The sequence below is a fragment of the Glycomyces paridis genome (genome assembly GCF_004912155.1).
Lineage (GTDB): Bacteria > Actinomycetota > Actinomycetes > Mycobacteriales > Micromonosporaceae > Glycomyces > Glycomyces paridis.
Genome location: NZ_STGX01000005.1, coordinates 15,639 through 42,265 on the forward strand (window position 1 = coordinate 15,639; position 26,627 = coordinate 42,265).

Consider the following 26,627-nt stretch of genomic DNA (forward strand, 5'->3'; position numbering starts at 1 on the left):
GTACGGTCGGGAATGGACCGGAATCGGTGATTCCTCGCATTGGGCGGTGGGGCCCGCCCGCGGAGGGTGCGTCCGCGAGCGGGCCGGTCGGTCAGCCGCGCGGTTCCGTTCCGGCCCTGCGGCGCCTGGCGAGGACGATCATGCCGAGGCCGAGCAGCAGGAGCGCCGCGGCGGCCTTGGCGAGGTCGGCCGTGTCGGCGCCGGTGACGGTCAGGCCCGGTTCGTCGGCGGTCCAGGTGTTGGTGATGACCGCGTCCTGGCAGGTCGCCTCGTCGCAGGCGGCCACGGTGAACTCGGCGGTGTCGGCGCCGTCGATGAGGATCGCGGTGGTCTCGGCGCCGCCGTCTCCGGTCTCGGTGAGCGTGCACTCGGCCCCGGCGGGCAGGTCGGTGTAGGCGGCCTGCCCGGCGCCGGTGACGGTCCGGGTCGCGCCGCCGGGGACGTCGACGGCGACGGTCTCGCCGTCGACGTCGGCGACGCAGGCGAGCGTGAACTCGAAGTCGTCGCCGTCGTGGTCGTCGGCGCCGGTCCCGGCCAGGTCCTTGGCGACCGTGAGGCCGCCGGTGTCGAAGCGGTTGGTGACGGTCAGTTCGGCCTGGTCGCGGAACGGGATCGTCGCCGTCTCGGCGCTGACGGTGACCTCGGTGGCACCGCCGGTCCCGGTCTCGGTCGCGGTGCAGACCGAGCCGGTCGGCAGGCCTTCGTAGACGGCCGGTTCGTCCACGCCGAACTCGCGGGTCGCGCCGTCGGGGACCGGCACGGTCACCGTGCCCTCGCCGGTGTCGAACACGCAGTCGAGCGTGACCTCGAAGGGCCCGGCGCCGTACAGGTCGGCGCCGTCGCCGGTGACCTCCTTGACGACTTCGAGCGAGCCGGAGGAGAGCACGTTCACCGCGTGCAGCGTCACCGGCGCGTCGGAGTCGACGGTGACCTGGCGCGGCAGGACGATCGCGAAGGTGGCGCCGCCGGTGCCGGTCTCCATCGCGGAGCACGCGGCCCCTTCGGGCAGGTCGTCGATCTCGGCCTCCATCGGCGAGGTGCCGCCGAGGACCACTTCGCCCTGCCAGACGGTGCGGGTGCCCGACTCGTCGTCGAGGGTGCAGAGCACCTGGATCGTGAAGGGGCCCGGGGTGACCGGGCCGGTGCCGGAGCCGAACACGTGCTTGCGCAGGACGAGCGAGCCGGTGCCGAACGTGTTCGTGAGGTCGGCGGTGTTGGTCGGCAGGTCGTCGCCGTTCTGCTTCAGGACGATCGAGGCCGAACCGCCGTCCACGACGACCGGGTCCTCCCCGGCCCGGTCGGTGGTGACGGTGATGCCGTCGGCACCCTTGTCGTCGGTCTCGGTGACGGTGCACTCGGCGCCGGCCGGGAGGCCGGTGAAGACGACCTCCTCGCCGCCGTCGAGTTCGGCGGTCATCGGGTCGTCGGGGCCGTAGCCGTCGGCGTAGACGGCCTCGCCGAGGTAGGTGCATTCGACTTCGATCGTGAACGGGCCGTAGGGGATCGGCTCACCGTCCTGGTCGACCGCGGCGGAGTCGAGGTCCTTGGAGACGGTGAGTCCTGCCAGCGCGTAGGTGTTGGTGGCGGTGATGAGGAGCGGGTCCTCGTCGTCGCGCACGACGGTGACGGTGGTGGCCTCGAAGTCGGTGGCGCCGTTGGCGTCGTCCTCGGTGACGGTGCACTCGGCGCCGTACGGCAGGTCTTCGACGACGACGGTCTCACCGGCGGTCACGGTCTGGGTGGCCTTGTCCCCCAGCGGGACGTCGGCCTCCACACGGGTGCCGATCGCCGAGCGGCACTCCAGGTGCAGCGTGAACGAGTCGGGCGCGTAGGCCGCGCCGTCACCGGCGACCTCCTTGGTGATCGCAAGGTGCCCGGTGGCGAGGGCGACGCCGACGCGCTGGCCCTCGGTCAGGGGCAGTTGGCTGAACTGCTCAGTGGCGCTTGCGGTCTCGCCGCCGACCGAGGCCGAGTTCCATGCGATCGTGTCCGGGCCCTCGGCGGGCGAGAACGCGGGCGCGGTCATGATGAACTCGAAGCCGATCTTCGACAGCGGTTCGAAGAGCGATTCGTCGGGGAAGGTCGCCTCGTAGCGGAGGGCGGTCACGCTCTCCAGGATCTCGTCGGTGAACGCCGGGCCGCCGCTCTGCGGAAAGAGCGTCCACGAGCCGTCCGGGCAGTCCTCGACCGCGACCTGGGTGCACTGGGTCGCATCGGCGGTCCAATACAGGCGGGTCACGGTGCCGTCCGGGACGGCCGTGGTCAGGCGCGCGGTGCCCTCGAAGAGCGGGCGCCATTCGGAGCCGCGCGGGTTGTCGTTGATGGCGCCGGTGTCGCCGGGCGTCGGCAGCTGGTCGAAGCCGACGACCTCCTTGAGGCCGAGGTTGCCGGTGTTGGTGGCCTCGAAGCGCCAGACGTGGTCGCCGCCGGGCTTGAGGATCGGGACGCACGGCGAGACGAAGAAGCCGTCGCCGTTGGGCGCGCATTCCTCGGCGGGCGTGTCCGCGTCGACCGACAGTTCGCCGAGTTCGTCGTCCTCGGCACGAACGGACTTGACCGAGCGGATCGAGGCCGAGGACGCGACGGTCACCGACGAGGCGGCCTGGCATTCGCCGGTGGCCGCGTCGAGGGTGCCGTCGCATTCGTCCCACGGGCGGTCGCCGGTGACGCCCGCGGTGTTCTGGACGACGGTGCCGCCCGCGACGCCGGGTCGGACCATGAGCTGGATCGTGATCGTGTAGACCTGGCCCACTTCGAGGACCGTGCCCGCCGGGAAGGAGAAGTCGATCTCCTCCACGTCGCCGGTGATGTCGGTCGTGACCTCCGCGGCGTCGGTCGGCATCGCCGGACCCGAGGCCGGATCGGGGGCGGCGCCGTCGAGCGCGTACGTGAAGGCGCCTTCGCCGCCCGGGTTCGCCTGGGGGTCGAAGGTGAGCTGCGCGCCGGTCGCGTCGGTCGGCATGACGTCGCGGATCACCGGGTCCACGATGGCCCGGTCACCGGTGTTGGTGACCTGGATCGTGTACGGGTACACCGTCGACGGCGGCTTCGCGCCGCCGTCCACCGCGCCGTCGGCGAGCTTGACGATCTCGACGGCGTTCTTCGAGTGGCGGTAGAGGACGGTGGCCTGGGCGGTGTCGGTGGCGCTCACCGGTTCGCCGTCCACGATGACGGCGCCCTTGACGATGACGTCGACGTTGTTGGTGGCGACGCCTGCGGCGGTCTCGCCAGGAGCGGGGGCGTTGCCGGTCAGGTCGGTCAGGACCGGGCCGCCGGTGCGCAGTTCGTCGCGGCGGACGAGTTCGATCGGCACGGCCTGGAGCGGCGTGGCCGGGTTCTCCCAGATGGCGCCGTCCTCACGCGTGAAGGTGAAGCGCAGGCCTTGGACGTCGGCGGCGTTCACGCCGTCCGGCAGTGCGAGGGACGTGGCGGGCTGGCCGTTCGTCCAGGCGCCGCCGGTGACGGTGACGCCGGAGCCGGTGTCGGTGAAGGTGCCGCCGGTGAAGGCGTCGACCTGCACGCGGTCGATGGGCGCGGTGAAGGAGAAGTCGCCGAAGCCGGAGAAGTCGTACTGGTTCCACAGCAGCGGCTCATCGTCGGTGAGCGTCATCAGGTTCGTGCGGGTCGAGCCGCCGGGCTGACCGGTGATCGTCATCGTGACCGGGCCGTGCGAGGGCTCGGTGATCGAGGTCGGGTCGAAGGACTTGCCCGCGGTGACGGAGATGTCGATGCCCGCGAGCGTGATCGTGTCGTCGTCCACGGCGGTCGGCGTGTCCTCGTCGGTGCCGCCGAGGTCGCGGACCTCGGCTTGCGCGTCGTTGGCGACCGGCGAGTCGGCGGTGGTGACCGCCGCGCCGCCGTCGCGGTGGGTCGCGCGCAGGCGCAGGTCGAGCTCCACCGTGGAGGTCGCCCCGGCCTCGATGCGGCCGGTGTGGGCCACGGTGATCCCGACGGCGTCCGCGAGGTCGGCTTCGGTGAGGGCCAGCGCGTCTTCGACGGAGTAGTCGGTGGTGCCGGCGGCGGTGGTGATCGTGACCGTCGTGCCGGTCGCGCCCTCGGGGATGGAGATCGAGACGATCTGCTTGAGGTCGAACACGTCGAACGGGTCGTCGTTGAGCGGATCGGTGATGGTCAGGGAGTCGACGTTGGCGGCAGTGCGGTTGGTGGCGGTGATCGAGACGCGGCCGGACGGGTAGGCGTCGGGGTCGGTGCCCGTGGGCGGGATGCCGAGCGGGCCGCCGGTCCAGTCCTTGGAGATGCCGACGTTGAGCGGGACGTCGACGATGAGGACGCCGTCGGTGTCGGTGTCGCGGACGACTTCAGTGCCGTCCTTGTAGCCGGTGGCACCTGCGGTGTCGTTGACGAGGCCGGGCGATCCGGCGTTGTAGTCGCGGCTGCCGAGGACCGGGTCCGGGTCGGTCTGGGGGTCGCGGACCTCGTCGCGGACCTGGAAGGTGAGGCGCAGGGTGCGGTCGTCGCCGCTGGAGCGGGTGACGCCGTCGCCGACCTGCGGGAGGGTCGGGTCGGTGCCGATGCGGTCGGCGCGGGTCGGGCTCTCGATGAAGACGAGGCGCACGCTCTCGGTCGTGGCGCGCTCGGTGTCGGAGAGCGTGTAGCCGGGGAAGGTCCCGTCGCAGGCGCCGGGGCACGGGTCGCTCGCGGCGCGGACCCAGGCGGTGCCGTTCCACAGTTCGACGCGGGCGACGGCGTCGTACGTGAGCCAGGGGTCGTCGGCGGCGGTGATCGCGTCGATCGAGACGAGGTCGAAGGCGTTGTAGAAGCTGTCGTCGATCGGGATCGTCGGGTCGGCGACGTCGGAGAGGATCACCTGGTCGAGGCCGGAGTAGCCGCCGGTGGACCAGTGGAGTTCGGCGTCGATCTGGTCGCCGGAGCGGGCGATCACGGTGTTGCCGGAGCCGGGCGTGGGTTCGAGGAAGTTCTTCTCGATGAGGTCGCCGGTGCCGTCGGTGGGGACCTTGTTGATCTGGACGTCGGCGCAGGCCGGGTCGGAGGCGTCGGCGACGTCTCCCACGGAGGCGTTCGAGGAGGCGCAGTCGGTGACGAGCGTGTCGAAGCCGGTGGCGTCGCCGGTGCCGTCGCGCTTCTGGTCACGAAGGGCCGCTTGGAAGTTCGGCTGCACGGAGGTGCCGGGCGCGAAGCCGTCGGGGTCGTGGTAGTCGAACTTGAGGCCTTGGACGTCGAGGTCGGCGGGGATCGGGAGGTTCACGATCGCGGCGCCCTCGATGGCTTCGGCGCCGGGCAGGACGACCCATTCGGTGCCGTCCCAGTAGGAGATGGTGAGGGTCGCCCCGGCGGGGACGGCGGTCTGGGTGATCGCGGTGGCGTCGAAGCTGTTCCAGAACGGGTCGGGGTCGGGGTCCGGCGGCACGGTGGACGGGTCCTGGACGATGAGGTGCGTGGCGTCGGTGGTGGAGGCCGGGAAGTCCTCGATCTGCGCGGGCAGCTGGACGACGACCTTCTCCCCCGGGACCGAGTTGATTTCGGTCGGGCTGATGCGCTTCTCCATGTCGACCGCGAGGCGGGCGGCGAGGGTGGTGAGCGTGTCGGAGGCGGTCGCGGTGCCGGTGTCGTCGCCTTCGGCGACCTCCACGAGGACCTGGTTGTCGTGGACGACCTCCTCTTCGGTCTGGTCGGGGTCGGTGTCCACCGTGAACGGGATCGTGGCCTGGGCGCCGGAGGCGATGTCGCCGGTGAACACGACGGTGAAGCCGGTGACCGTGGCGCCGTCCGCGGGCGCGGGCAGGGTGTCCGGGCCCGTGGCGTCGAGGGTGTCGGAGGTGCCGTCGTCGTAGGTGTAGGTGACCGTGGCGGCGGTGGCGCCGGAGGGCCAGACGACGCCGTCGGTGAAGCCGGTGAAGGTGAGGCCGTTCTCGAACGGGTTGTCGGTGGACGGGTCGGGTTCGGTGATGGTCATGGTGTCGACGGGCGTGCCGGCGTTCGTGCCGGTGAGGGTGACCGTGGACGGGGCGCCCGCGGCTACCGGGTCGGGGTCGAAGGACTTCCCGGCGGCGGCGGTGATGTCGAGCGGGATGATCGTGTAGTCCGCGGAGGCCTCGTCGGAGGCGGTGTCGCCTTCGGCGGCGACCTCGGCGGTCACGGTGTTGTTCACGACGGTCTGGGCGTCGATGTCGCTCACGTCGTCGCGGTGGACGAGGTCCAGTTCGACCGAGGCGCTGCCGCCCGCGGGGATCGGGTCGCCCGCGGCGTTCGTGAAGGTGAGGCGGACGCCGCGCACGTCGTCGGGGTCCACGCCTGCGGGCAGCACGGCGGTGGCGCCGGGCGTGCCCGGAACCCACGCACCGTCGACCCACACGTCCACTTGGACCTGGTCGGCGCCTTCGGGGAAGGTGACGGCGCCGAAGCCGGTGACGGCGAGGTGGTCGAAGGGGTTGGGGCTCGCGGACGGGTCGGTCGGGTCGGTGAGGACGAGCTGCTCGACGTCGCCGTTGGACTGGTCGGCGGCGGTGATCGTGGCGGTGGTGGGGGTGCCGGGGCGGGCGACGGCCTCGGTCGGGTCGAAGGACTTCCCGGCCTCGACGGCGAGGTCGAGCGGGACCTGCGGGGTGACGTCGACGCTGTCTTCCACTGTGGTGGCGTCGTCGCCGGCGAACTCGGCGGTGTTGGTGACGGGGATGCCGTCGGCCGAGTGCGGGAGGTCGGGGTCGGCCCTGACGAGGACTTGGATCTGGGCGGTCGTGGCGGGGAGCATCCCGACCGCGCCCGGCGGGCTCGACAGCTCCTCGGTGAAGGTCACGGTGATGTTCTGGCCGTCGGCCGAGGCGTCGGCGGCGGCGCCGCTGACGGTGGGGGTGCCCTGCACGATGAACTCGGCCGGGATCGCGTCGGTGACGACCGCGTTCGCGCAGCCCGCGCCGAAGGTCGTGCAGCCCACGGTGATCGTGTAGGTGAACGTCTCTCCGGGTTGGACGGTCTCAACGGAGGCGGTCTTCTGGACGCTGAGCGTCGCGGGCTCCTGCGCGTACACCGGGGCGGGGCTCAGGACGGACATCATCATGACCAGCGCGACCGTGACCAGCACGGACGCCTTCCACCTGACAGACCGCATCGGCACCCCCGCGCATCGACCACAGTGCCCGAAGGACGGGCACGACCCCGCGCACGGTATCACCCGAAGTGACGATATGACTCCATTATGTGGCGTCGGGGCGGCCGGGGCGGGCGAGGTGGAGGTGGCGGTCGGCGAGGCCGATGGTGAGCTGCTGGCCCCAGGTGACGTCGAGGCGGTCGGATTCGACGCCGTCGGCGAAGACGACGAGGCGTTCGCTCTCGCAGACGAGCCGCAGGCGCTCGCCGGTGGCGAGGGCGCCCGCGGTGAGTTCGGTGCCGGTGGCGGGCGAGGGCCAGGCCTCGCGGACGAACCAGGACAGGGCCGGTTCTTCGGGTGCCGGGAGCGCGGCGGCGAGGCCGCGTTCGGCGGCCACGGAGGCGCTCCAGCCGGTGGCGCCGGTCCCGGTGCCGATGAGGACGCCCGAGGAGGACTGGCGTTCGGCGCGGCCGTCCGCGTCGATGAGGCGGTAGCGGGCGGACTGGTGGCCGCTGTGCCCGGCGTAGATCTCGTTGAGGCCCGAGAGCTCCTGGCCGTCGTCGAGGCGGGCGGTGACCATCGTGAGGCGCCGGATCGCGGCGGTCCCGGCGGCGACCGCCCGGAGCGCCGCGGCGGCGACCTCCGGGCGGAAGCGCATGAGGACGCCGGGGTTGCGGCCCGGCTCGGGGTCGACGCCGACGACCGGTTGGCCGTCGAGGTACTTGGCGAGGTTGGCGACCAGGCCGTCCTGGCCGACCGCGACGACGAGGTCTTCGGGGGCGAAGAGGAACCGGGGCAGGTCCTCGCGGTCGACGCGGCCGCGGCGCCAGTCCGCCGGGATCGCCGCGTCGACGGCGGTGAGGGCGGCCTGGAGCGCCTCGTGGCGGGCGGTGACCTCGTCCAGGTCGCGTCCGCGCTGGCGCAGGTAGTGGTCGGCGGCGGGGCGGGTGCCGTGGCGGACCAGGAGTTCGTCGAGTTCGCTACGGCGGCTGACGACCACGACGCGCGGTGCGAGGGTCGTGCTCATCGCTGGCCGTCGGCGAGGCGGGTGAGGGCGCCGCTGAGGAGGTCGGGGGTGATGGTGAGCTGGCCGATCTCGGGGAGCTGCCCGGCGAGTTCGCGCATGGCGAGGGCCTGGAGGATCGCGGGCGGCAGGTCGCTGTAGGCGGCCATGCGGGCGGCCTCGGCTTCGGCTTCGGCGGCGCCCACGGCGCGGACGCGGTCGGCCTGGGCGGCGGCGAGGGTGCGCTCCTTCTCGGCTTCGCCCTGGGCGGTGGCGAGGCCGGCGGCGGCGTCGAGTTCGGCGCGGCGGCGGTCGTTGGCGCCCTTCTGCTCCACGAGCTGCTGTTCGCGGCGGGCGAGTTCGATCTTGTTCTGGAGTTCGTTCTCGGCGATGGCCCGCTCGCGTTCGACGGCCTGGGCGCGGCGGGCGTAGGTGGCCTTGTCGGCGTCCTGCTGGACGGCCTCGCGGGTGGGGGTCTGAAGCGAGCGTTCGAGTTCGGGTTCGGGGCGGATGGCGACGACGCGGGCGCTGACGACGGCCACGCCGATGTCGCCGAGTCGGGGGTCGTCGGCGAGGGCGGCGGCGACGGCCTCGCGGATCTGGGTGAGGCCGAGGGTGAGCGCCTCGGCGAGGGGCAGGCGGGTGAGCAGGTCGAGGGCGGGCTGCTGGGCGAGCTCGGTGAGGAGCGTGGCGACCTGGTCGAGGGGGCGGGCGCGGGGGCGTCCCTTGTAGGGGTCGACCGAGAAGTCCAGGCGGGTCGAGGCCAGCGCGGGGTCGGCGATCCGGTAGGTGACGGTGGCCTGGACGGTGACGTCCGAGAAGTCGGCGGTGCGGGCGTGGAAGAGCAGGGGCAGTTCGCGGTCGTCCACGGGGACCTCCGAGAGGACGGCGACCAGGGGGCGGTACCAGAACGACTGGCCCGTGCCCTCCTTGCAGAGTCGGCCGCGCTTCTGGTAGCGGACCCAGGCGGTGGGGGCGCCGCGGAGGTGGCGCAGGAACAGCAGTCGGGTTACGTCGGCCATGGGGTGGCTCCTTTTCTCGTCAGTACGACGATAACCGGGATGGTAGATTATCGTCAAGGTGGTGATAATGAATTATCCGGTGTTCGCCGTCACGGTCGACCTCGTGGTGCTGACGGTACGCGGCGACGAGTTGTGCGTGCTGCTGGTGCGGCGCGGATGCGAGCCCCACCTCGGCGAATGGGCGCTGCCGGGCGGCTTCGTCCTCGCCGACGAGGACCTGGCCGCCGCCGCGCGGCGCGAGCTGGCAGAGGAGACGGGCCTCGCCGGACCCGGGGGCCATCTGGAGCAGCTCGCGAGTTACGGTGCGCCCGAGAGAGATCCGCGTGGGCGCGTGGTCACCGTCGCCTACCTGGCGCTGCTGCCGGACCTGCCGGTGCCGAAAGCGGGCACCGACGCGGCCGAGGCCGAGTGGCGGCCGGTCGGCGAGCGGCGCCTGGCCTTCGACCACGACCGCATCCTGGCCGACGGGGTCGAACGGGCCCGCTCGAAGCTGGAGTACACGCCGCTGGCGACCGCGTTCTGCCCGCCCGAGTTCACGATCGCGGCGCTGCGGCAGGTCTACGAGGCGGTCTGGGGCGAGACGATCGACCCGCGGAACTTCCACCGCAAGGCGACCACCGCGCCCGGGTTCGTCTCCCCCACCGGCGACTCGACCGGAGGCGGTCCGGGCCGCCCGGCGAAGCTGTTCCGGCGCGGATCGGCGACCCTGCTGAACCCGCCGATCCTGCGCCGCGGCGGCGTCTGAGGGCCGGGCGCGCGGCGCTTCGCACGGAGGCGGCGTCGAGGCTCGCGACGGCAGGTTGAACCGATTCAATCACGCAGTGGCAGGTCCGCGCCGTGACCCGACCGCGCAGGCCTCGAACTTTGCACTCAGATGCCTTGCGCTGCAACGGTATTGATGGAGCCGATCCCGCGATCTCCTTTGGACTCGGCCGAGCCGACGATCACGAGGTCGAATCGGGTGCGTAACACCCTGATTACGGTCTTTACGTGGAACCCCGCCCCCGGATTGACGAACAGTTGATCGTTAACTATTGTGTCAATCACATTTGAATCCTTTCAAATTCTGGTTACCGTAGTGCCTCCCCCTCAGGGGCACCGCGGACGAGCGGTCGGCGACGCCGACCGCATGCATCAACGAAGATGTGGAGCACACGCATGACGACGCTGGAGTCCCCCCGCGGACCCGCCGCCCCCGAAGGCCCCGCCAAGGGCGCCTCGCGGGTCGAGCGCTGGTACGGCTGGGTCGACGCCGTCGCGTACGTCGGCCTCCTCAACCTTCTCGTGATCGCCTTCACCGTCGCGGGCGGCGTCGTCGCCGGATGGGCGCCAGCGCTCGCCGCCGCCACGGCCTGCAGCCGGGCCCGGCTGCGCGGGGACGTGCAGCGGGTCGTGCGCGACTTCGCCTCGCGGTGGCGGCGCCAGTTCGTCCACGCCAACCTCCTCGCCGCGCCCTCGGCCGCCGTGCTGCTGTGCCTGGGGCTCAACCTGATCGCGCTCACCGACCGGCCCGGGACGGGCTGGCTGCGGGCCGCGCTCGTGGCGGCCGCGGCGGTGGGCGTCGCGCACCTCGTGCTGGTGCTGACGATGGACGCCCACTACGAGCTGCGGCGCGGGCGGTGCATCCGCCTGGCCTGGTCGTTCCTCGTCCGGTTCCCCGGGGCGCCGCTCCTGCTCGTCGCCACGACCGCGCTCGTCGTCGCGGCCACCGCCTTCGTGCCCGGGCTGCTGCCCGTGCTCGCGATCGGCGCGTGGGTGCACCTGTGCACCGCACTCTGCCTGTCCTTCTACGCCGCGAACGACCGGAACCTCCCGGCCGCGACCTGACCGAGCCGGCGACCCCGCCGGCGTGACCGACAACCGAAGAAATCCCCTTCGAAAGGACCCCGATGAGATCCAGAAAGCGCATACCAGTCGCGATCCTCGCCGTGGGCAGCCTCGCGCTGACCGCGACCGCCTGCTCCGACGACGGCGCCGGCAGCGCCGAGCCGCTGGAGTCCCTCGACATCATGGCGCCGTTCTTCTCCGCCGTCCCGCCGGAGGAGGACGACCCGATCGACGCCGCGCTCAGCGAGCTGGCCGGACTCGACATCAGCGTCCAGTGGGTGCCCAACACCGACTACGGCGCCAAGACCAACACCGTGCTCGCCGGGGACGACATCCCCGACGTCATGGTCATCCAGGGCAAGGACCAGGCGTTCGTGCAGACCGCCGAGGCAGGCGGGTTCTGGGACCTCACCGAGTACCTCGCCTCGGGCGACTACCCGAACCTCGTCACCGAGAACCCCGAGGTCCAGGAGGCCTCCAGCGTCAACGGCAAGGTCTACGGCGTCTACCGCGCCCGCGACGTCATCCGCTCCAGCGTCATCCTCCGCCAGGACTGGCTCGACAACCTCGGGCTCGAACTGCCCGAGACCACCGACGACCTCTACGAGATCGCCCGCGCCTTCACCGAGGACGACCCCGACGGCAACGGCGAGGACGACACCTACGGGATGATCAATCCCATGTGGGGCGGCATCGGCAACGGCAGCCCGTACGACGCCATCGAGGTCTGGCACGGCTCGGGCAACCTGTGGACCGAGGAGGGCGGCGCGCTCGTCCCGGCCTTCACCACCCCCGAGTGGAGCCAGGCGCTGGAGTACGAGCGCGACCTGGTCTCCAACGGGTACGTCAACGCCGACTACGCCACGATGGACCCCGCCACCTGGAACGAGCCGTTCCTCAACGGCGAGGGCGGCATCATCCTCGACGTCCAGTCCCGCGCCGCCCAGCTCGTGGGCCTGTTCAAGGAGCAGGACCCCGACAACTTCGACAAGTACGTCGGCCTCGCGGGCCAGCTCGAAGGCCCCAACGGCACCTTCGCGATGCCCACCGCCGGGTACTCCGGTTTCCTCGCCGTGCCCCGCGCGGGCGTGCAGACCGAAGAGCAGCTCAAGCAGGTCCTCACGGCCCTCAACGAGCTCAACACCACCGAGGCGCAGAACCTCATGAACCACGGCATCGAGGGCGACAACTTCACCGTCGAGGACGGCGTGGCCGTGTTCGACACCTCGAAGCAGGACTTCACCGACCAGGTCACCGGGGCCTGGGCGCAGCTGGGCATGAACGTCGCCGGCTACAACGCCTACCCGCTCCAGCAGCCGACCGAATACGACCAGGCGCTCTACCAGCTCCGGCTCGACCTCCAGGCCGAAGACCTCGCCAACGCCGTGTTCAACCCCGCCGCGGGCTTCGTCTCGCCGACGTACACCACCAACGGCGCGCAGCTCGACACCATCATCGCCGACGCCCGCATCCAGTACATCGCGGGCCAGATCGACGAGGCCGGCCTCCAGGCCGCCATCGACAACTGGCACGCCAGCGGCGGTGACGAGGTCACCCAGGAGATCAACGACCTCTACGCCGAACTGAACTGACCCTCCGTGCGGGGCCGGCCGGCCGTCGGTCCGGTCGGTCCCGCACGCCGAACCCCAAGGAGACTGCGATGACGACCGTCCTGGAGGTCGACCGCGAACCGGGCGCGCCCCCCTCGCGGACCCCTGCCCGCCGACGGCGCCTGTGGACCGACGCGGTCCGCTACCGGTGGCTGTTCCTGCTGATGCTGCCCGGCGTCCTGTACTTCGTCCTCTTCCGGTTCTGGCCCATGTACGGCGCCCGGATCGCCTTCAAGAACTACATCCCGTTCCTCGGCATCGACGGCAGCGAATGGGTCGGCCTGACCCACTTCCGGGAGTTCCTCTCCAACCCCGACTTCCCGCGCCTGCTGGAGAACACCCTCATCCTCGCGGGCCTGAGCCTGTTCATCGCGTTCCCGCTCACGATCGTGCTCGCGCTGCTGCTCAACGAGCTGCGCCTCCAGATCCTCAAGCGCACCGTCCAGACCCTGGTGTACATCCCCCACTTCCTGTCGTGGACCGTGGTCGTCTCGATCACCGCGCTGCTCTTCGCGATCGGGAACGGGCCGCTGTGGACGTTCCTCGGGTGGGCGTTCGGCACCGACGCGAACTTCCTCGCCGACCCCGACTGGTTCCGGCCGCTCATCCTCATGCAGGAGGTCTGGAAGAACACCGGCTGGGGCACCATCATCTTCCTCGCCGCGCTCGCGGGCGTCGACCAGGAGCAGTACGAGGCCGCCGTCATCGACGGCGCGGGCCGGTGGCAGCGCGTCTGGCACATCACCATCCCCTCGATCCTCCCCACGATCGTGGTCCTGCTCATCCTCCAGACCGGACAGATCCTCAACACCGGCTTCGAGCAGATCTACCTCATGTCGAACTCGCTCAACCGCACCGTCGCCGACGTCTTCGACACGTACGTGTACTTCGCGGGCATCGAGCAGGGCGCCTACAGCTACTCCACGGCGGTGGGCCTGTTCAAGGCCATCGTCGGGCTCGTGCTCATCTTCGGCACCAACTGGCTCGCCAAGCGCTTCAACCAGCAGGGGATCTTCTGATGAACGCCACGAACCACAAGCGGTTCAACACCCGCGCCGGACGCGTCTTCGACGTCTTCAACGTCCTCCTGCTGACCGGCGTGGGCCTCATCGCGATCCTGCCGTTCGTGTACGTGCTCGCCGGGTCGTTCGCGACCGAACTGGAGATCACGACCAGGCCGTTCTTCGTGTGGCCCAACGAGTTCACCACGACCTCGTACGAGTCGATCCTGTCCTCGGACGTGATCGTGCGGGCGTTCGCCACCACGATCGCCGTCACCGTCGTCGGGACGTTCGTGCAGCTGGCGCTCACCGCGCTCATGGCGTACCCGCTCTCGAAAGTCGACCTGCCGGGGCGGCGCACGATCCTCAGCCTCGTCGTCTTCACGATGGTGTTCAGCGCGGGCATGATCCCGACGTTCCTCGTGGTCAAGGACCTGGGCCTGCTCGACTCGTACTGGTCGCTCATCCTGCCGATGGCGATCAACCCGTTCAGCCTCATCATCATCAAGAACTTCTTCCAGCAGCTCCCGCAGGAGCTGGAGGAGTCGGCGAAGATCGACGGCGCCAACGAGCTCCAGGTCCTGCGCCACGTCGTGATCCCGCTGTCCAAGCCGGTCCTGGCGACGTTCGCGCTGTTCTACGCCGTGGGCATCTGGAACGACTACCTCTCGCCGCTGCTGTACCTCAGCGACACGAGCAAGTGGACGCTCCAGATGATCCTGCGCCAGGTGACGGCCGCCGCGTCGCTCTCCGCCGAGGAGATGTCCTCCGACGTGCCGCCGCCCGCCCAGGGCATCAAGTTCGCCGTGGTCATCATCGCGACGATCCCGGTGCTCCTGGCCTACCCGTTCCTCCAGAAACACTTCGCGAAAGGCATGCTCATCGGGAGCGTGAAGGGCTGATGACGATCCACCTCGCGGGCGACTCCACGGTCGCCCCCACCGACGGCGGCGCCACCTCCGGCCGCCCCGACCTGCCGCTCCTCGGCTGGGGCGACGAACTCGGCCGGTTCATGGACGAGGACGTGCGCAACCACGCCAAGGGCGGCGCCACCACCGAGTCCTTCCGGGAGGAAGGACTGTGGGACTCACTCGCCGGGGAACTGGCGGCGGGCGACACCGTCGTAATCCAGTTCGGGCACAACGACCAGAAGCAGCCCGAGACCCTCTCCTCGGGCGGCGGCTACCGGGAGCGGATCACCGCGTTCGTCGCCGAGGTCAGAGCGGCCGGGGCCGTCCCGGTGCTCGCGACCAGCGTCGAACGCCGCATGTTCGAGGACGGCGCGCTCAGGTACTCGCACGGGCCCTACCCGGCCGAGGTCCGCTCGCTCGGACGCGCGCTCGACGTCCCCGTCGTCGACCTCACCGTGTTCACGCGCTGGCTCTACACGTGGCTCGGCGAGGGCGAATCGGCCGCGCTGTTCGTCCACGGGGCCGCCGCCGCGATCGGCGCGGAGGTGGACGAGAAGCTCGGGAACGACAACACGCACTACACGACCGCGGGCGCAGCGGCCGTCGCCAGGTTCGTCGCCGAGGAGCTCAAGGCCCTGCGCGGCGTCGGCGACGACGAAGAGCCGCTTGGAAAGTGGATGGTCCGGCCTTGAGCGCCTACCGCAATCCGCTCGCCGCCCCGGCGGACCTCGACGGCTGGACCGCCGAGGGGCCCGCCGGGGTCCGGCACACGGACGGCGGCACGGTGCTGTCGAGCACCGCGGACGAGGCGGCGCTGACCGCCGCCGGACGCGGCGACCACGCCCACTTCACGTACTGGTGCCCCGAGGTGTTCGGGCCCGACCTCGCGGTCGAGTGGGACTTCAAGCCGCTCGCGGGCGAAGGGCTCGCCATGCTCTTCTTCGCCGCGGCCGGCACCGGCGGCAGGGACCTCTTCGACCCGTCCCTGGCGCCGCGCACCGGGTACTACCCGCAGTACCACTCCGGGGACGTCGCGGCGCTCCACGTCTCCTACCTGCGCCGCAAATGGCCCGCCGAGCGGCGCTTCCGCACCTGCAACCTCCGCAAAAGCCCAGGTTTCCACCTGGTGGCCCAGGGCGCCGACCCGCTCCCAGGGCCCGAGGACGCCGAGGGCCACTACCGCGTCCGCGTCGTCAAGCGCGGCGCCGACGTGTCCTTCGCGATCGACGGCCTCACCCTCTTCACCTTCCACGACGACGAGCCGCTCGGCGCGGGGCGCATCGGATTCCGGCAGATGTCGCCCCTCGTCGCCCACTACCGCAACCTCGAGGTGACCGAACTCCCATGACCGCTGAAACCACCACTGTGGACGTACCGCTCCGCTGGCTCGACGACGCCGCGCCCGACCTCGCCGCCGGAGGCGTCACCTGCGGCGTCCCGCTCCCCGCCGGAGCCGTGCGCGACGCCGGGGACCTCGCCGTCCACGACGGCGACGGCGCGCCCGTGCCCGCGCAGACCTGGCCGCTCGCACTGTGGCCCGACGGCAGCGTGAAGTGGGCGGGGGTGGCGCTCGGCAACGGCGAGCCCGCCGAGGGCTACCGGGTGGTCCGCGGCCCGGCCGCCGCAGCGGCAGTGCGCGTCACCGTGACCGCCGTGGACGGCGGGTACGCCGTCGACACCGGCGCGGGCACCACCGTCGTCGCCGACTCCGGGCCCGAGTTCATCCGGTCGATGCGCGTCGGCGGGAACGAGGTCGCCACCGGCGGCAGGCTCGTCTCCAGCAGGCAGGACCATCCCGAACCGGACGTGCACGGCCGCGTCCACGCGACCGGCCACGTCACGGGCTGCGCAGTGGAGCAGGACGGGCCGCTCCGCGCGGTCCTGCGCGTCGAAGGCGTCCACCGCGACGACACCGGCCGCGCATGGCTGCCGTTCACCGTGCGGCTCGTCTTCGCCGCGGGCGCACCGACGTTCAAACTCGTGCACTCCTTCGTGTTCGACGGCGACCCCGAACGCGACTTCCTCTCCTCGCTCGGCGTCGAGTTCACCGTGCCGCTGCGCGCGGCATGGCAGGACCGGCACGTGCGCATCGCCGGCGCCGAGGGCGGGTTCCTCCGTGAAGCCGTGCGCGGCCTCACCGGGATGCGCCGCGACCCCGGCGCCGCCGTCCGCGAGGCCCAGATGGACGGCCGCGCCACTCCCCCGGCCGACACCTGGGAGCGCGGCGTCGGCGACCTCTCCCGCTGGATTCCCGCCTGGGACGACTACTCGCTGCGCCAGCTCAGCGCCAACGGCTACACCCTCCACAAGCGCACCGCTCCCGACCGGCCCTGGATCGACGTCGCCCAGGGCACCCGCGCCGACGGCCTCGCCTACGTCGGCGACACCGGCGGCGGACTCGCCGTGGGGCTCAACGGGTTCTGGCAGTCCCACCCCACCGGGATCGACGTGCGCGGCGCCGCGGGCGACGCCGCCACCCTCGCGACCTGGCTGTGGTCCCCCGAATCCGCCCCGATGGACCTGCGGTTCTACCACGACGGCCTCGGCCAGGAGACCTACGCCGACCAGCTCGACGCCCTCGAGATCACCTACGAGGACTACGAACCCGGCTTCGGCACCGCGCACGGCATCGGCCGCACCCACGAGCTGACCGTGACCCCGTTCGCCGCCACGCCCCCGGTCGAGGAGCTCGCGCGGATCACCAGGGCCACCGTCACGCGGCCGCAGCTGACGCCTACTCCCGAAGCGCTGCAAGGGATGCTCGGCGACTGGGACCTCCCCGACCGCACCGACCCGCACCGCGCCGCCCTGGAGGACCGCGTCTCGTTCCTCCTCGACTTCTACGTCGGCCAGGTCGAACAGCGCTCCTGGTACGGGTTCTGGAACTACGGCGACGTCATGCACGCCTACGACACCGACCGCCACACCTGGCGCTACGACGTCGGCGGCTACGCCTGGGACAACTCCGAACTCTCCCCCGACCTGTGGCTGTGGACCTCGTTCCTGCGCACCGGCCGCGCCGACGTGTACCGCCTCGCCGAACGCATGACCCGCCACACCGGCGACGTCGACGTCTACCACGCCGGGCCCTGGCAGGGCCTCGGCACCAGGCACAACGTGCAGCACTGGGGTTGCAGCGCAAAGCAGCTGCGCATCTCCACGCCCGCCTACCGGCGCCCGCACTACTTCCTCACCGGCGACGAGCACACCCGCGACCTCATGCTGGAGCTGCGCGACTCCGACACCACGTTCCTGGCCGTCGACCCCACCCGCAAGGTCCGGCGCGACGCCGCCACCTACCGGCCCGAACGCCGCGCGCTCGCCGTCGGGCTCGGCACCGACTGGAGCGCCCTGGCGGCGACCTGGCTCGCCGACTGGGAGCTCACCGGGAACGAGCGCTCGCGCGATCGGCTCCTGGGCACCATGCGCGACATCGGCGCCCTCCCGAAGGGCTTCTTCACCGGCGAGGCCCTCTACGACCTCGACACCGGCCGGTTCGACACCGACCGCGACCGCGTCTCCGTCTCCCACCTCTCGGCCGTCTTCGGGCTCGTCGAGGTGTGCAGCGAACTCGTCGGCCTCATCGACGCCGGCCAGCTCGAGGCCCCCGGGTTCAAGGAGGCCTGGCTCCAGTACTGCCGCCTCTACCTCGCCACCCCCGAGCAGCAGACCGCCGAACTCGGCGCGCCGCTCTCCGGCATCCACCTGGAGCAGGCGCACTCGCGCCTCGCGGCCTACGCCGCGAACCGCCTCGGCGACGACGCCCTGGCCGACCTCGCCTGGGACGCGTACTACTCCGGCGGCGAGTTCATGGGCGAGGCGGCGTTCATCGCCGTGCGGGTCCTGCCGCCCGAGGTCCTCGCCCCGGTCGAGGAGGCCCGCACCCTGTGGACCAACGACGCCGCCCAGTGCAGCCTCGCGACGATCCAGAACCTCGCGCTCATCGGCCACCGGCTCAAGGGCCCGCAGGCGTAGCCCTCTCATCGGTCCCGGCGACGCCGCCGGGACCGATGAGTTCGGCGGGGCGGGGCAGTCTTAGCGGTAGGGGCCCGCGGACACGACGGGCCCGACCCTCCGAGAGGACACCGCGATGAACGAGGCGCCCGCGCAACGACCGAACGGCTCCGACGAGGGCTTCCGGACGTTCCTCCAGGTGCTCGTCAACACCGCCGTCGCGAACGTGACGACGAGCTTCCTGTGGTTCGCCTTGACGTTCTGGATCTACGTCGAGACGCGCAACGTCATCGCCACCGGCGTCATCGGCGCCTCGTACATGCTCTTCACCGCCCTGTTCTCCATGCTCTTCGGGACCCTCGTCGACCGGTTCCGCAAGAAGGCCGTCATGGTGTGGGCGACCCTCGCCGCGCTGGCGGTGTTCGTCCTCGACGCGCTGTTCTTCTTCGCGGTGGGCGAGGACCGGATCGCCGACCTCGGGCTGCCGTGGTTCTGGATCTTCGCGGTCGTCATGCTCGCGGGCGCCGTGGTCGAGCAGCTGCGCGCCATCGCGCTGTCGACCACCGTCACACTCCTGGTGCCCGCCGAGCGCCACGCGAACGCGAACGGCCTCGTGGGGACCGTCCAGGGCGTCGCGATGCTCGTGACCAGCGTCTTCAGCGGACTGTCGGTCGGCTTCCTCGGGATGGGCTGGACGCTCCTGCTCGGCATCGGCGCGCTCGCGCTGACGCTCGTGCACCTCGTGCCGCTGCACTTCCCCGAGGAACGGCCCGCGCCCGCCGAGGCCGGGTCGCCGTGGGTCGACGTGCGAGGCGGCTGGCTCGCCGTCCGGGCCGTACCGGGCCTGCTCGCGCTCGTCCTGTTCACCTCGCTCAACAACCTGTTCGGCGGGGTGGCGATGGCGGTCATGGACCCGTACGGCATCGACATGTTCGGCGTGCAGGGCTGGGGCTTCTGGTTCGCCGTGGCCTCCACCGGGTTCATCGCGGGCGGCGCCGTCGTCGCGAAGAAGGGCGTCGGGCGCAACCCGATCCGCACGATCCTGCTCGTGGTCGTGGCGCTCGGCGCGGCGGGCGCGGTCTCGACGCTGCGCGAATGGGGCTGGCTGTACATCCTCGGCGTGTGGCTGTTCATGGCGCTGATCCCGGCCGCCGAGGCGGCCGAGCAGACCGTCATCCAGCGCGTGGTGCCGTTCGAGCGGCAGGGCCGCGTGTTCGGGTTCGCGATGACCTTCGAGGCCGCCGCCGCGCCGGTCACCGCCCTGTTCGTGGCCCCGCTCGCCGAGCTGTGGCTCATCCCGTACATGCGCACCGCGGAGGGGCAGTCCAAGTGGGAGTGGCTCCTGGGCACCGGCGACTCGCGCGGCATCGCGCTGGTCCTGCTCCTCGGCGGGCTCGGCTGCGTCGCGCTCGCCCTCGTCGCGATGCTCTCCCCGCAGTACCGCAGGCTCAGCGACCGGTACCGGGCCGCGGTGGACGAGGACAAGGCCGCGAAGGTCGACGCGTAACTCCACGTAAGCCCGCGACTGGAGGCCCCACAGTTCGGCGTAGACGCCTCCGGCGGCGGCCAGGTCGGCGTGGGAGCCGAGCTCGATGAGCTTGCCGCCCTCCAGGACCGCGATGGCGTCGGCGTGGACGACCCCTTGGAGCCGGTGCGAGATGAGGACGGTGGCCGATCGCCCGGCGCGGGCGCGCAGCGTCGCGAACAGGGAGGCCTCGGCCCTCGCGTCGAGCGCCGCGGAGGGCTCGTCGGCGATGAGGAGGCCCTCCTCGTCGCGGTAGAGGCCGCGGGCCGAGGAAAGCCGCTGCCACTGGCCGCCGGAGAGGTCGACGCCGGCGCGGAACTGGGAGTCCAGGAGCTGGTTCCAGCCGTTGTCGAAGCCCTCGACCATTTCGAGGGCCCCGGCGTCGCGCGCGGCCCGCTCCAGGCGATCGGGGTCGGCGGGCGCCGCGGAGCGCCCGAGCCGCACCGAGGTCTCGGCGGTGAAGGGCCAGCGCTGGACCTGTTGGGCGATCACGGAGACGTGCGGTCGCCACAGGTCGGGGTCGATGCGGGTGACGTCGACGCCGTCCCAGAGGATGCTGCCGGAGGTGGGCGTGTAGAGGCCGGCGAGGAGTTTGGCGAGGGTGGTCTTGCCGGAGCCGTTCTCGCCGATGAGGGCGACGGTCTCGCCGCGGCGGACGGTGAGGGTGACGCCGGTGAGGGCGTCGGTGCGCTTGCCGGGGTAGCGGAAGGACACGTCGCGGACTTCGATGAGCTCGGGCACCGGGAGGGGGTCGGCGGCGGTCGGGGCGGGGGCGGCGAGGTGGGGTTGGGCGGCGATGCGCTCGGCGGCGAGGTCGTCGAACTCGTGGCGGTCGGCGGCGTAGAGGCCGTCCTCGTAGACCTGGTTGACGGCGACGAGGAGGTTGGCCATGGCGGTGGAGCCCTGGCCGAGGGCGAGGACGGCGGCGGCGGCGACCGCGAGGGGGACGGTGCCCGCGGCGAGCATCCACAGGAGGGCGCCGTAGACGGCGGCGACGGCGATGCCGGAGACGGCCTGGCCGAGGGCGCGGGTCGCGGTCTGGCTGCGGATGACGGCGAAGTCGGCTTCGGTCTCGGCGTCGACCATCGCGCGGTGGCGGTCGCGCAGCCAGGCGGCGGCCTGGTGGTAGCGGAGGTCGTCGGCGGTCCACCTGGCGCCCATGAGCCATTCGACCATCCACAGTCGGCGGCGGCGGGAGACGCGGGAGCGGTTGGAGGCGTACATGAGGCGGGCGGAGCGGACGGCGGCCCAGCCGGTGGGGAGGGCGGCGGCGAACAGGAGCGGGATGAGGACGGGTTCGATGACGGCGAGGGCGGCGGCGACGGCGGCGACGGTGACCGCGCCGGTCACGAGGTCGACGCAGTTGCCGACGAGGTCGACGACGGCGCGGGAGCCGCGGTCCTTGGCGGCTTCGAGGCGGTCGGCGAACACGTCGTCGTCGAAGGCGGAGCGGGGGACGGCGGTGACGAGGCGGTAGAACTCGCGTTCGGTGCGGTTGAGCACGAGGGGGTTGAGGCGCTGCTGGGCGTATCCGGCGCCGATGCCGAGTGCGGCCTTGGCGGCGGTGGCGCCGGCGAGGAGGGCGAGGGCGGGGAGGGCGGCGAGGACGCGGTCCCAGGTGGGGGCGGCGGCGAAGAGGGCGGTGGTCACGTCGGCGACGGCGAGGAGCGCGGTCGTGGTGGCGACGCCCGCGACGACGTTGAGGGCGAGGGCGGCGACGGTGAGGCCGGGGGCGGCGGCCCAGGCGGTGCCGAGGGCTTGGCGCACGAGGCTGGGGAGGCGCCGGGCCATGCGCCAGAAGGAGGCGTTCTCGGCCTCTTCGGCGTGGGCGTACCAGGCGACGTCCTCCATTTCGGGCGCGGCGTCCTCGCTCGCCTGCTCGGCCTTGCGTTGTCTCGGTACTCTGCGCCACCGCATGCGACCTCCTGAGTTCGCTCGGCTGGCATCATCCCAAGCGGGGCCGACGAAATGAAGGCCTCGGGGGCGCCGGGGGCTGTCGGCATTGCGACAGCGCGCCGGTTGCCAACGCGCGCAACGGGTCAGGGCCGAAGTCGGTAGCCGCGGGGGGTGACGCGGAAACCCGCGGTTTCGAGGAGCGGGGCGAGCGGGGAGGACTGGGCGGTGTCGGCGTTGACGCGTTCGATGTGGAGGGGGCCGGTGGCGCCGGAGCGGACGGCGTCGGCGAGGGCGTCGAGGGCGGGCGCGAGGCGGTCGGGTTCGGGCCAGGCGAGGAGGCTCCGGCCGCCGCGTTCGAGGTAGAGGGCGAGGTCGCCGTGGAGGAGGACGACGAGGGCGCCGGCCTTGCGGCCGGGGGTGTGGGCGGACCCGGCGGGCGGTTCGGGCCAGGCGAGGGCGGCGCCGTAGGCGTTGGCGGGGTCGGCGGCGGCGAGGACGAGGGCGCCGCGGGGCGCATCGGCGCGCAGGCGGTCGACGGCGCCTTCGGCGGCGAACTGGGCGGCGCCGAGGCCGTCGACGACGTAGCCGCGGCGGGCGCGGCCGGTCTCCTCGAAGGCGGTGAGGACGCGGTAGACCTTGGCGAAGCCGCCGTCGACGCCTTCGGCGGCGACGGCGCCGCGGGTGACGACGCCGTGGCGGTCGAGGAGGGTGTGGGCGAGGGCGTGGGCGCGGAGGGTGGGGTCGGGTTCGCGGGCGGGCGGCAGGGACCAGCGTCCGGCGACCGAGGGGAGGCTCGCGACGGTCTCGCGGCGCAGGTCGCGCCAGCCGGGGAGGCCTTGGCGGGCGCGTGGGGCGGTGCGGCGGGTGCGGTGCGCGGTGGCGCCGGGGGTGCGGCCCGAGCCGAGGCGGGCGCGCAGCGGCGCGAGGGTGTCGTTGGCGGCGCGGCCGGTCCAGGCGAGGTCCCAGAGGGCTTCGGCGAGGTCGGTGTCGGCGGCCTCGGGGTGTCCTTGGGCGCGGACGTGTTCGGCGATCTGGCGGAAGAACAGGCCGTAGCCGCCCGCGAGTGCGTCCATGAGGGACTCGTGGAGGTCGGTGGCGTCGAGGGGGCCCGGTTCGGGGAGCAGGAGCGGGGCGGTCTCGGCGGGGTAGAGGGCGATGCGGCCGTCCTTGCCGGGGAGGGCGCCCGCTCCGGCCCAGAGGACCTCGCCTGAGGCGGTGAGCTCGTCGAGCATCGCCGGGGTGTAGTCGGGGACGCGGGCGGGCAGGATCAGGGTCTCCAGTGCGGAGGCGGGCACGGCGGCGCCCTGGAGCTGCTCGATCGCGCGGGCGAGGCCGTCGACGCCGCGCAGTTCGCCGGGGCCCGCGGCGTCGCCGAGGTGCTGCCAGCGAGGCAGGAACGCGGCGAGGTCGGCGGGCGGGACCGGTTCGAGTTCCTTGCGGAGGGCGGCGAGGGAGCGTCGGCGCAGGCGGCGCAGGACGGCGGCGTCGCACCATTCGAGATGTTCGCCGCCGGGCCGGAACTCGCCTTCGACGAGGCGGCCGTCGGCGGCGAGGGCGCGCAGGCCGGTCTCGGCGACGGCGGCGCCGAGGCCGAAGCGGGCGGCGGCGTCGGCGGTGGTGAAGGGGCCGTGGGTGCGGGCGTGGCGGGCGAGGAGGTCGCCGAGGGGGTCGTCGGCGGGTTCGGTGAAGGCGGCGGGGAGGCCTGCGGGGAGCGCGGTGCCGAGGGCGTCGCGCAGGCGCCCGGCGTCTTCGACGGCGGCCCAGTGGTCGCGGCCGGCGATGCGGACGCGGATGGCGCGGCCGGTGTCGTGGAGGGTCGCGGCCCAGACGGGGTCGGCGCCGCGTTCGGCGAGTTCGGGTTCGGTGAGGGGGCCGAGGAGTCGCAGGAGGTCGGCGACGGATTCGGGGTCGCGGGCGCGGCGGTCGGGGGTGCGGCGCTGGAGTTCGCGTTCGGTCTCGGCGAGGACGTCGGGGTCGAGGAGTTCGCGCAGGTCGACGTCGCCGAGGAGGTCGGCGAGGAGGCGGGAGTCGAGGGAGAGGGCGGCGGCGCGGCGTTCGGCCAGGGGGGTGTCGCCGGCGTACATGAACTGGGCGACGTATCCGAAGAGGAGGGTGCGGGCGAAGGGGGAGGCTTCGGCGGTGGTGACTTCGACGATGCGCATTTCGCGGTTCGCGAGGTCCTTCATGAGTTCGGTGAGGCCTGGGACGTCGTAGACGTCTTGGAGGACTTCGCGGACGGCTTCGATGATGATCGGGAACCCGGGGTAGCGCCCGGCGACTTCCAGGAGCTGGGCGGAGCGCAGGCGCTGCTGCCAGAGGGGCTGGCGTTTCCCGGGTTCGCGGTGCGGGAGGAGGAGGGCGCGGGCGGCGGCCTCGCGGAAGCGGGAGGCGAAGAGGGAGGAGCCGGTGACGGCCTCGGTGACGAGTGCGCCGATCTCGTCGGCGTCGAAGGCGAGGTCGGCGGCGTGGAGGGGTGCGGGGGCGTCTTCGGCGCCGTGGGCGTCGGGGAGGCGCACGACGATGCCGTCGTCGTGGTGCATGAGCTGGGGGTCGATGCCGTGGCGGGCGCGGAGGCGGTTGCCGAGGGCGAGGGCCCAGGGGGCGTTGACCTGGGCGCCGAACGGGGAGTGGACGACGATGCGCCAGTCGCCGAGTTCGTCGCGGAAGCGTTCGATGACGACGGTGCGGTCGTCGGGGACCTCGCCGGTGGCCTCGCGCTGTTCGGCGAGGTAGGCGACGGCGTTGCGGGCGGCGTTGGCGTCGAGTCCGGCGGCGGCGAGGCGTTCGTGGGCGGCGGCGGGGTCGAGGGCGCCGAGTTCGCGGACGAAGGCGCCGATGGCGCGGCCGAGCTCGAGGGGGCGGCCGAGGCCGTCGCCGCGCCAGAACGGGAGGCGGCCGGGGGCGCCGGGTGCCGGGGAGACCGAGACGCGGTCGCGGCCGATCTCCTCGATGCGCCAGGAGGAGGTGCCGAGGGTGAAGACGTCGCCGACGCGGGATTCGTAGACCATCTCCTCGTCGAGTTCGCCGACGCGCCCGCCGCCGCGTTTGGGGTCGGTCCCGGCGACGAACACGCCGAAGAGGCCGCGGTCGGGGATGGTGCCGCCGGAGGTGACGGCGAGGCGCTGGGAGCCGGGGCGGCCGGTCACGGTGCCCGCGTTGCGGTCCCAGACGATCCGCGGCCGCAGTTCGGCGAAGGCGTCGGAGGGGTAGCGCCCGGCGAGCATGTCGAGTACGGCTTCGAAGGCGGAGTCGGGGAGTGCGGCGAAGGGGGCGGCGCGGCGGACGAGGGCGAGGAGGTCGTCCGCGTGCCAGTCGTCCATGGCGGTGGCGGCGACGATCTGCTGGGCGAGGACGTCGAGGGGGTTGGCGGGGATCTTGAGCGCTTCGATCTCGCCCGAGCGCATGCGCTCGGCGACGACGGCGGACTGGATGAGGTCGCCGCGGACCTTGGGGAAGAACACGCCGCGCGAGACGGCGCCGACCTGGTGGCCGGCGCGGCCGACGCGCTGGAGCCCGGAGGCGACCGAAGGCGGGGCCTCGACCTGGACGACGAGGTCGACCGCGCCCATGTCGATGCCGAGTTCGAGGCTGGAGGTGGCGACGACGGCGGGGAGGCGCCCGGCCTTGAGTTCGGCTTCGACCTCGGCGCGCTGCTCTTTGGAGATGGAGCCGTGGTGGGTGCGGGCGAGGATCGGCGGCGCGCCGGGCGTGGCGCCGGAGCCGCCCATCGTCGCGGCGGGGGCGTGGTGTTCGGGGAGGGGTTCGCCGGTGCGTCGTTCGTAGGCGATCTCGTTGAGGCGGTTGGAGAGTCGTTCGGCGACGCGGCGGGCGTTGGTGAAGACGATGGTGGAGCGGTGCCGTTCGACGAGGTCGACGATGTGGGCTTCGACGTGCGGCCAGATCGAGGGGGCGGGGCGGCCGGGGGCGGTCGGGTCGGGGGTGTCGCCGACGGCGCTCATGTCCTCGATCGGAACGACGACGGAGAGGTCCCAGCGCTTCTCGGACGGCGGTTGGACGACGACGGTGTCGGCCTGCGGGGAGAGGAAGCGGGCGACGTCCTCGACGGGGCGGACGGTGGCGGAGAGTCCGATGCGGCGGGCGGGTCGCGGCAGGAGCGCGTCGAGGCGTTCGAGGGAGAGGGCGAGGTGGGCGCCGCGTTTGGTGGCGGCGACGGCGTGGACCTCGTCGAGGATGACCGTCTCGACGCCCGCGAGGGCTTCGCGGGCTTGGGAGGTGAGCATGAGGAAGAGGGATTCGGGGGTGGTGATGAGGATGTCGGGCGGGCGGTTGGCGATCGAGCGGCGCTCGGCCTGCGGGGTGTCGCCGGAGCGGACGGCGACGGTGAGGTCGGGTTCCGGTAGGCCGAGGCGGCGGGCCTCGGCGCGGACGCCTTCGAGCGGGGCGCGGAGGTTGCGTTCGACGTCGACGCCGAGGGCCTTGAGCGGGGAGAGGTAGAGGACGCGGCAGCGGCGCTTGGGGTCGGTCGGCGGCGGTGCGGCGGCGAGGGCGTCGATGGCCGAGAGGAACGCAGCGAGGGTCTTGCCCGAGCCGGTGGGGGCGACGACGAGGACGTTCCGGTCCTCGCCGATGGCCTTCCAGGCGCCTTCCTGGGCGGCGGTCGGGGCGCCGAAGGCGCGGTGGAACCACGAGGCGGTGGCCGGCGAGAAGCCGGCGAGGGCCGGGTGCGGGGACTCTTCGGCGGCGTCCGCGCCGTTGCGCTCGGTTCGGGCCATGGCGTCCATGGTGCCCCACGGGTACGACGGGTTCACCGGTTCCGGTGAGGCGGGGCTCGCCGCGCCTCGGCTTCACGGC

At 72.4% G+C, this 26,627-nt stretch carries 14 protein-coding genes and 1 pseudogene; 9 read left to right on the plus strand and 6 right to left on the minus strand.

Annotated elements, in window-relative coordinates:
- Window positions 1-91: 91 nt before the first annotated feature.
- From E9998_RS25805 to E9998_RS08090, 3 genes are all read right to left on the minus strand, one after another.
- Entirely contained in the window at window positions 92-7,060 is a 6,969-nt protein-coding gene (locus E9998_RS25805) for a DUF5979 domain-containing protein (RefSeq protein WP_158299734.1), read from the minus strand.
- Window positions 7,061-7,172: 112 nt separating this feature from the next.
- Entirely contained in the window at window positions 7,173-8,093 is a 921-nt protein-coding gene (locus E9998_RS08085) for an NAD(+)/NADH kinase (protein ID WP_136529208.1), read from the minus strand.
- A complete protein-coding gene (locus tag E9998_RS08090; protein WP_136529209.1) occupies window positions 8,090-9,091 on the minus strand; it encodes an SPFH domain-containing protein in 1,002 nt (333 codons plus the stop codon). Before E9998_RS08090 ends, E9998_RS08085 begins: the two co-directional genes overlap by 4 nt.
- 67 nt (window positions 9,092-9,158) lie before the next feature.
- Here E9998_RS08090 and E9998_RS08095 point away from each other — a divergent pair, with 67 nt between their 5' ends.
- Complete coding sequence (locus tag E9998_RS08095) at window positions 9,159-9,836, plus strand: NUDIX hydrolase (protein ID WP_136529210.1); 678 nt, start codon at window positions 9,159-9,161, stop codon at window positions 9,834-9,836.
- Between the two features lie 125 nt (window positions 9,837-9,961).
- Here E9998_RS08095 and E9998_RS25220 read toward each other — a convergent pair whose 3' ends face one another.
- Window positions 9,962-10,138, minus strand: a complete 177-nt coding sequence (locus E9998_RS25220) for a hypothetical protein (protein ID WP_158299735.1) — start codon at window positions 10,136-10,138, stop codon at window positions 9,962-9,964.
- A gap of 111 nt (window positions 10,139-10,249) precedes the next feature.
- On the opposite strand from E9998_RS25220, the gene E9998_RS08100 reads away from it, so the two are divergent.
- The 8 genes from E9998_RS08100 to E9998_RS08135 all read left to right on the plus strand — a co-directional run bounded on the left by E9998_RS08100 (window position 10,250) and on the right by E9998_RS08135 (window position 19,901).
- On the plus strand, window positions 10,250-10,918 hold the full coding sequence (locus E9998_RS08100; RefSeq protein WP_158299736.1) for a DUF624 domain-containing protein: 669 nt from the start codon (window positions 10,250-10,252) through the stop codon (window positions 10,916-10,918).
- Window positions 10,919-10,980: 62 nt separating this feature from the next.
- Window positions 10,981-12,510, plus strand: coding sequence for an extracellular solute-binding protein (locus tag E9998_RS08105; RefSeq protein WP_136529212.1), 1,530 nt, complete (start codon window positions 10,981-10,983; stop codon window positions 12,508-12,510).
- 68 nt (window positions 12,511-12,578) lie between these two features.
- A complete protein-coding gene (locus tag E9998_RS08110) occupies window positions 12,579-13,547 on the plus strand; it encodes an ABC transporter permease (protein ID WP_136529213.1) in 969 nt (322 codons plus the stop codon).
- Window positions 13,547-14,431 carry a carbohydrate ABC transporter permease gene (locus E9998_RS08115; RefSeq protein ID WP_136529214.1) on the plus strand — a complete coding sequence of 295 codons (885 nt, stop codon included), beginning with the start codon at window positions 13,547-13,549 and terminating at the stop codon, window positions 14,429-14,431. Before E9998_RS08110 ends, E9998_RS08115 begins: the two co-directional genes overlap by 1 nt.
- Window positions 14,431-15,132: a rhamnogalacturonan acetylesterase gene (locus E9998_RS08120; RefSeq protein WP_136529215.1), complete on the plus strand. Its 702-nt coding sequence runs from the start codon at window positions 14,431-14,433 to the stop codon at window positions 15,130-15,132. Before E9998_RS08115 ends, E9998_RS08120 begins: the two co-directional genes overlap by 1 nt.
- Complete coding sequence (locus E9998_RS08125; protein ID WP_204745321.1) at window positions 15,129-15,788, plus strand: DUF1961 family protein; 660 nt, start codon at window positions 15,129-15,131, stop codon at window positions 15,786-15,788. The genes E9998_RS08120 and E9998_RS08125 overlap by 4 nt, the downstream gene beginning before the upstream one ends.
- Window positions 15,785-18,415 (plus strand): exo-rhamnogalacturonan lyase family protein, encoded by a 2,631-nt coding sequence (locus tag E9998_RS08130; RefSeq protein WP_136529217.1) that lies wholly within the window; start codon window positions 15,785-15,787, stop codon window positions 18,413-18,415. The genes E9998_RS08125 and E9998_RS08130 overlap by 4 nt, the downstream gene beginning before the upstream one ends.
- Window positions 18,416-18,530: 115 nt before the next feature.
- Complete coding sequence (locus E9998_RS08135) at window positions 18,531-19,901, plus strand: MFS transporter (RefSeq protein ID WP_136529218.1); 1,371 nt, start codon at window positions 18,531-18,533, stop codon at window positions 19,899-19,901.
- Between the two features lie 291 nt (window positions 19,902-20,192).
- Here the strand turns inward: E9998_RS08135 and E9998_RS27025 are convergent.
- Window positions 20,193-21,836 (minus strand): annotated as a pseudogene (locus E9998_RS27025) (ATP-binding cassette domain-containing protein); the annotation flags it as partial.
- Window positions 21,837-21,958: 122 nt separating this feature from the next.
- Window positions 21,959-26,548, minus strand: coding sequence for an ATP-dependent helicase (locus tag E9998_RS08145; RefSeq protein WP_192907057.1), 4,590 nt, complete (start codon window positions 26,546-26,548; stop codon window positions 21,959-21,961).
- Between the last annotated feature and the right edge of the window lie 79 nt (window positions 26,549-26,627).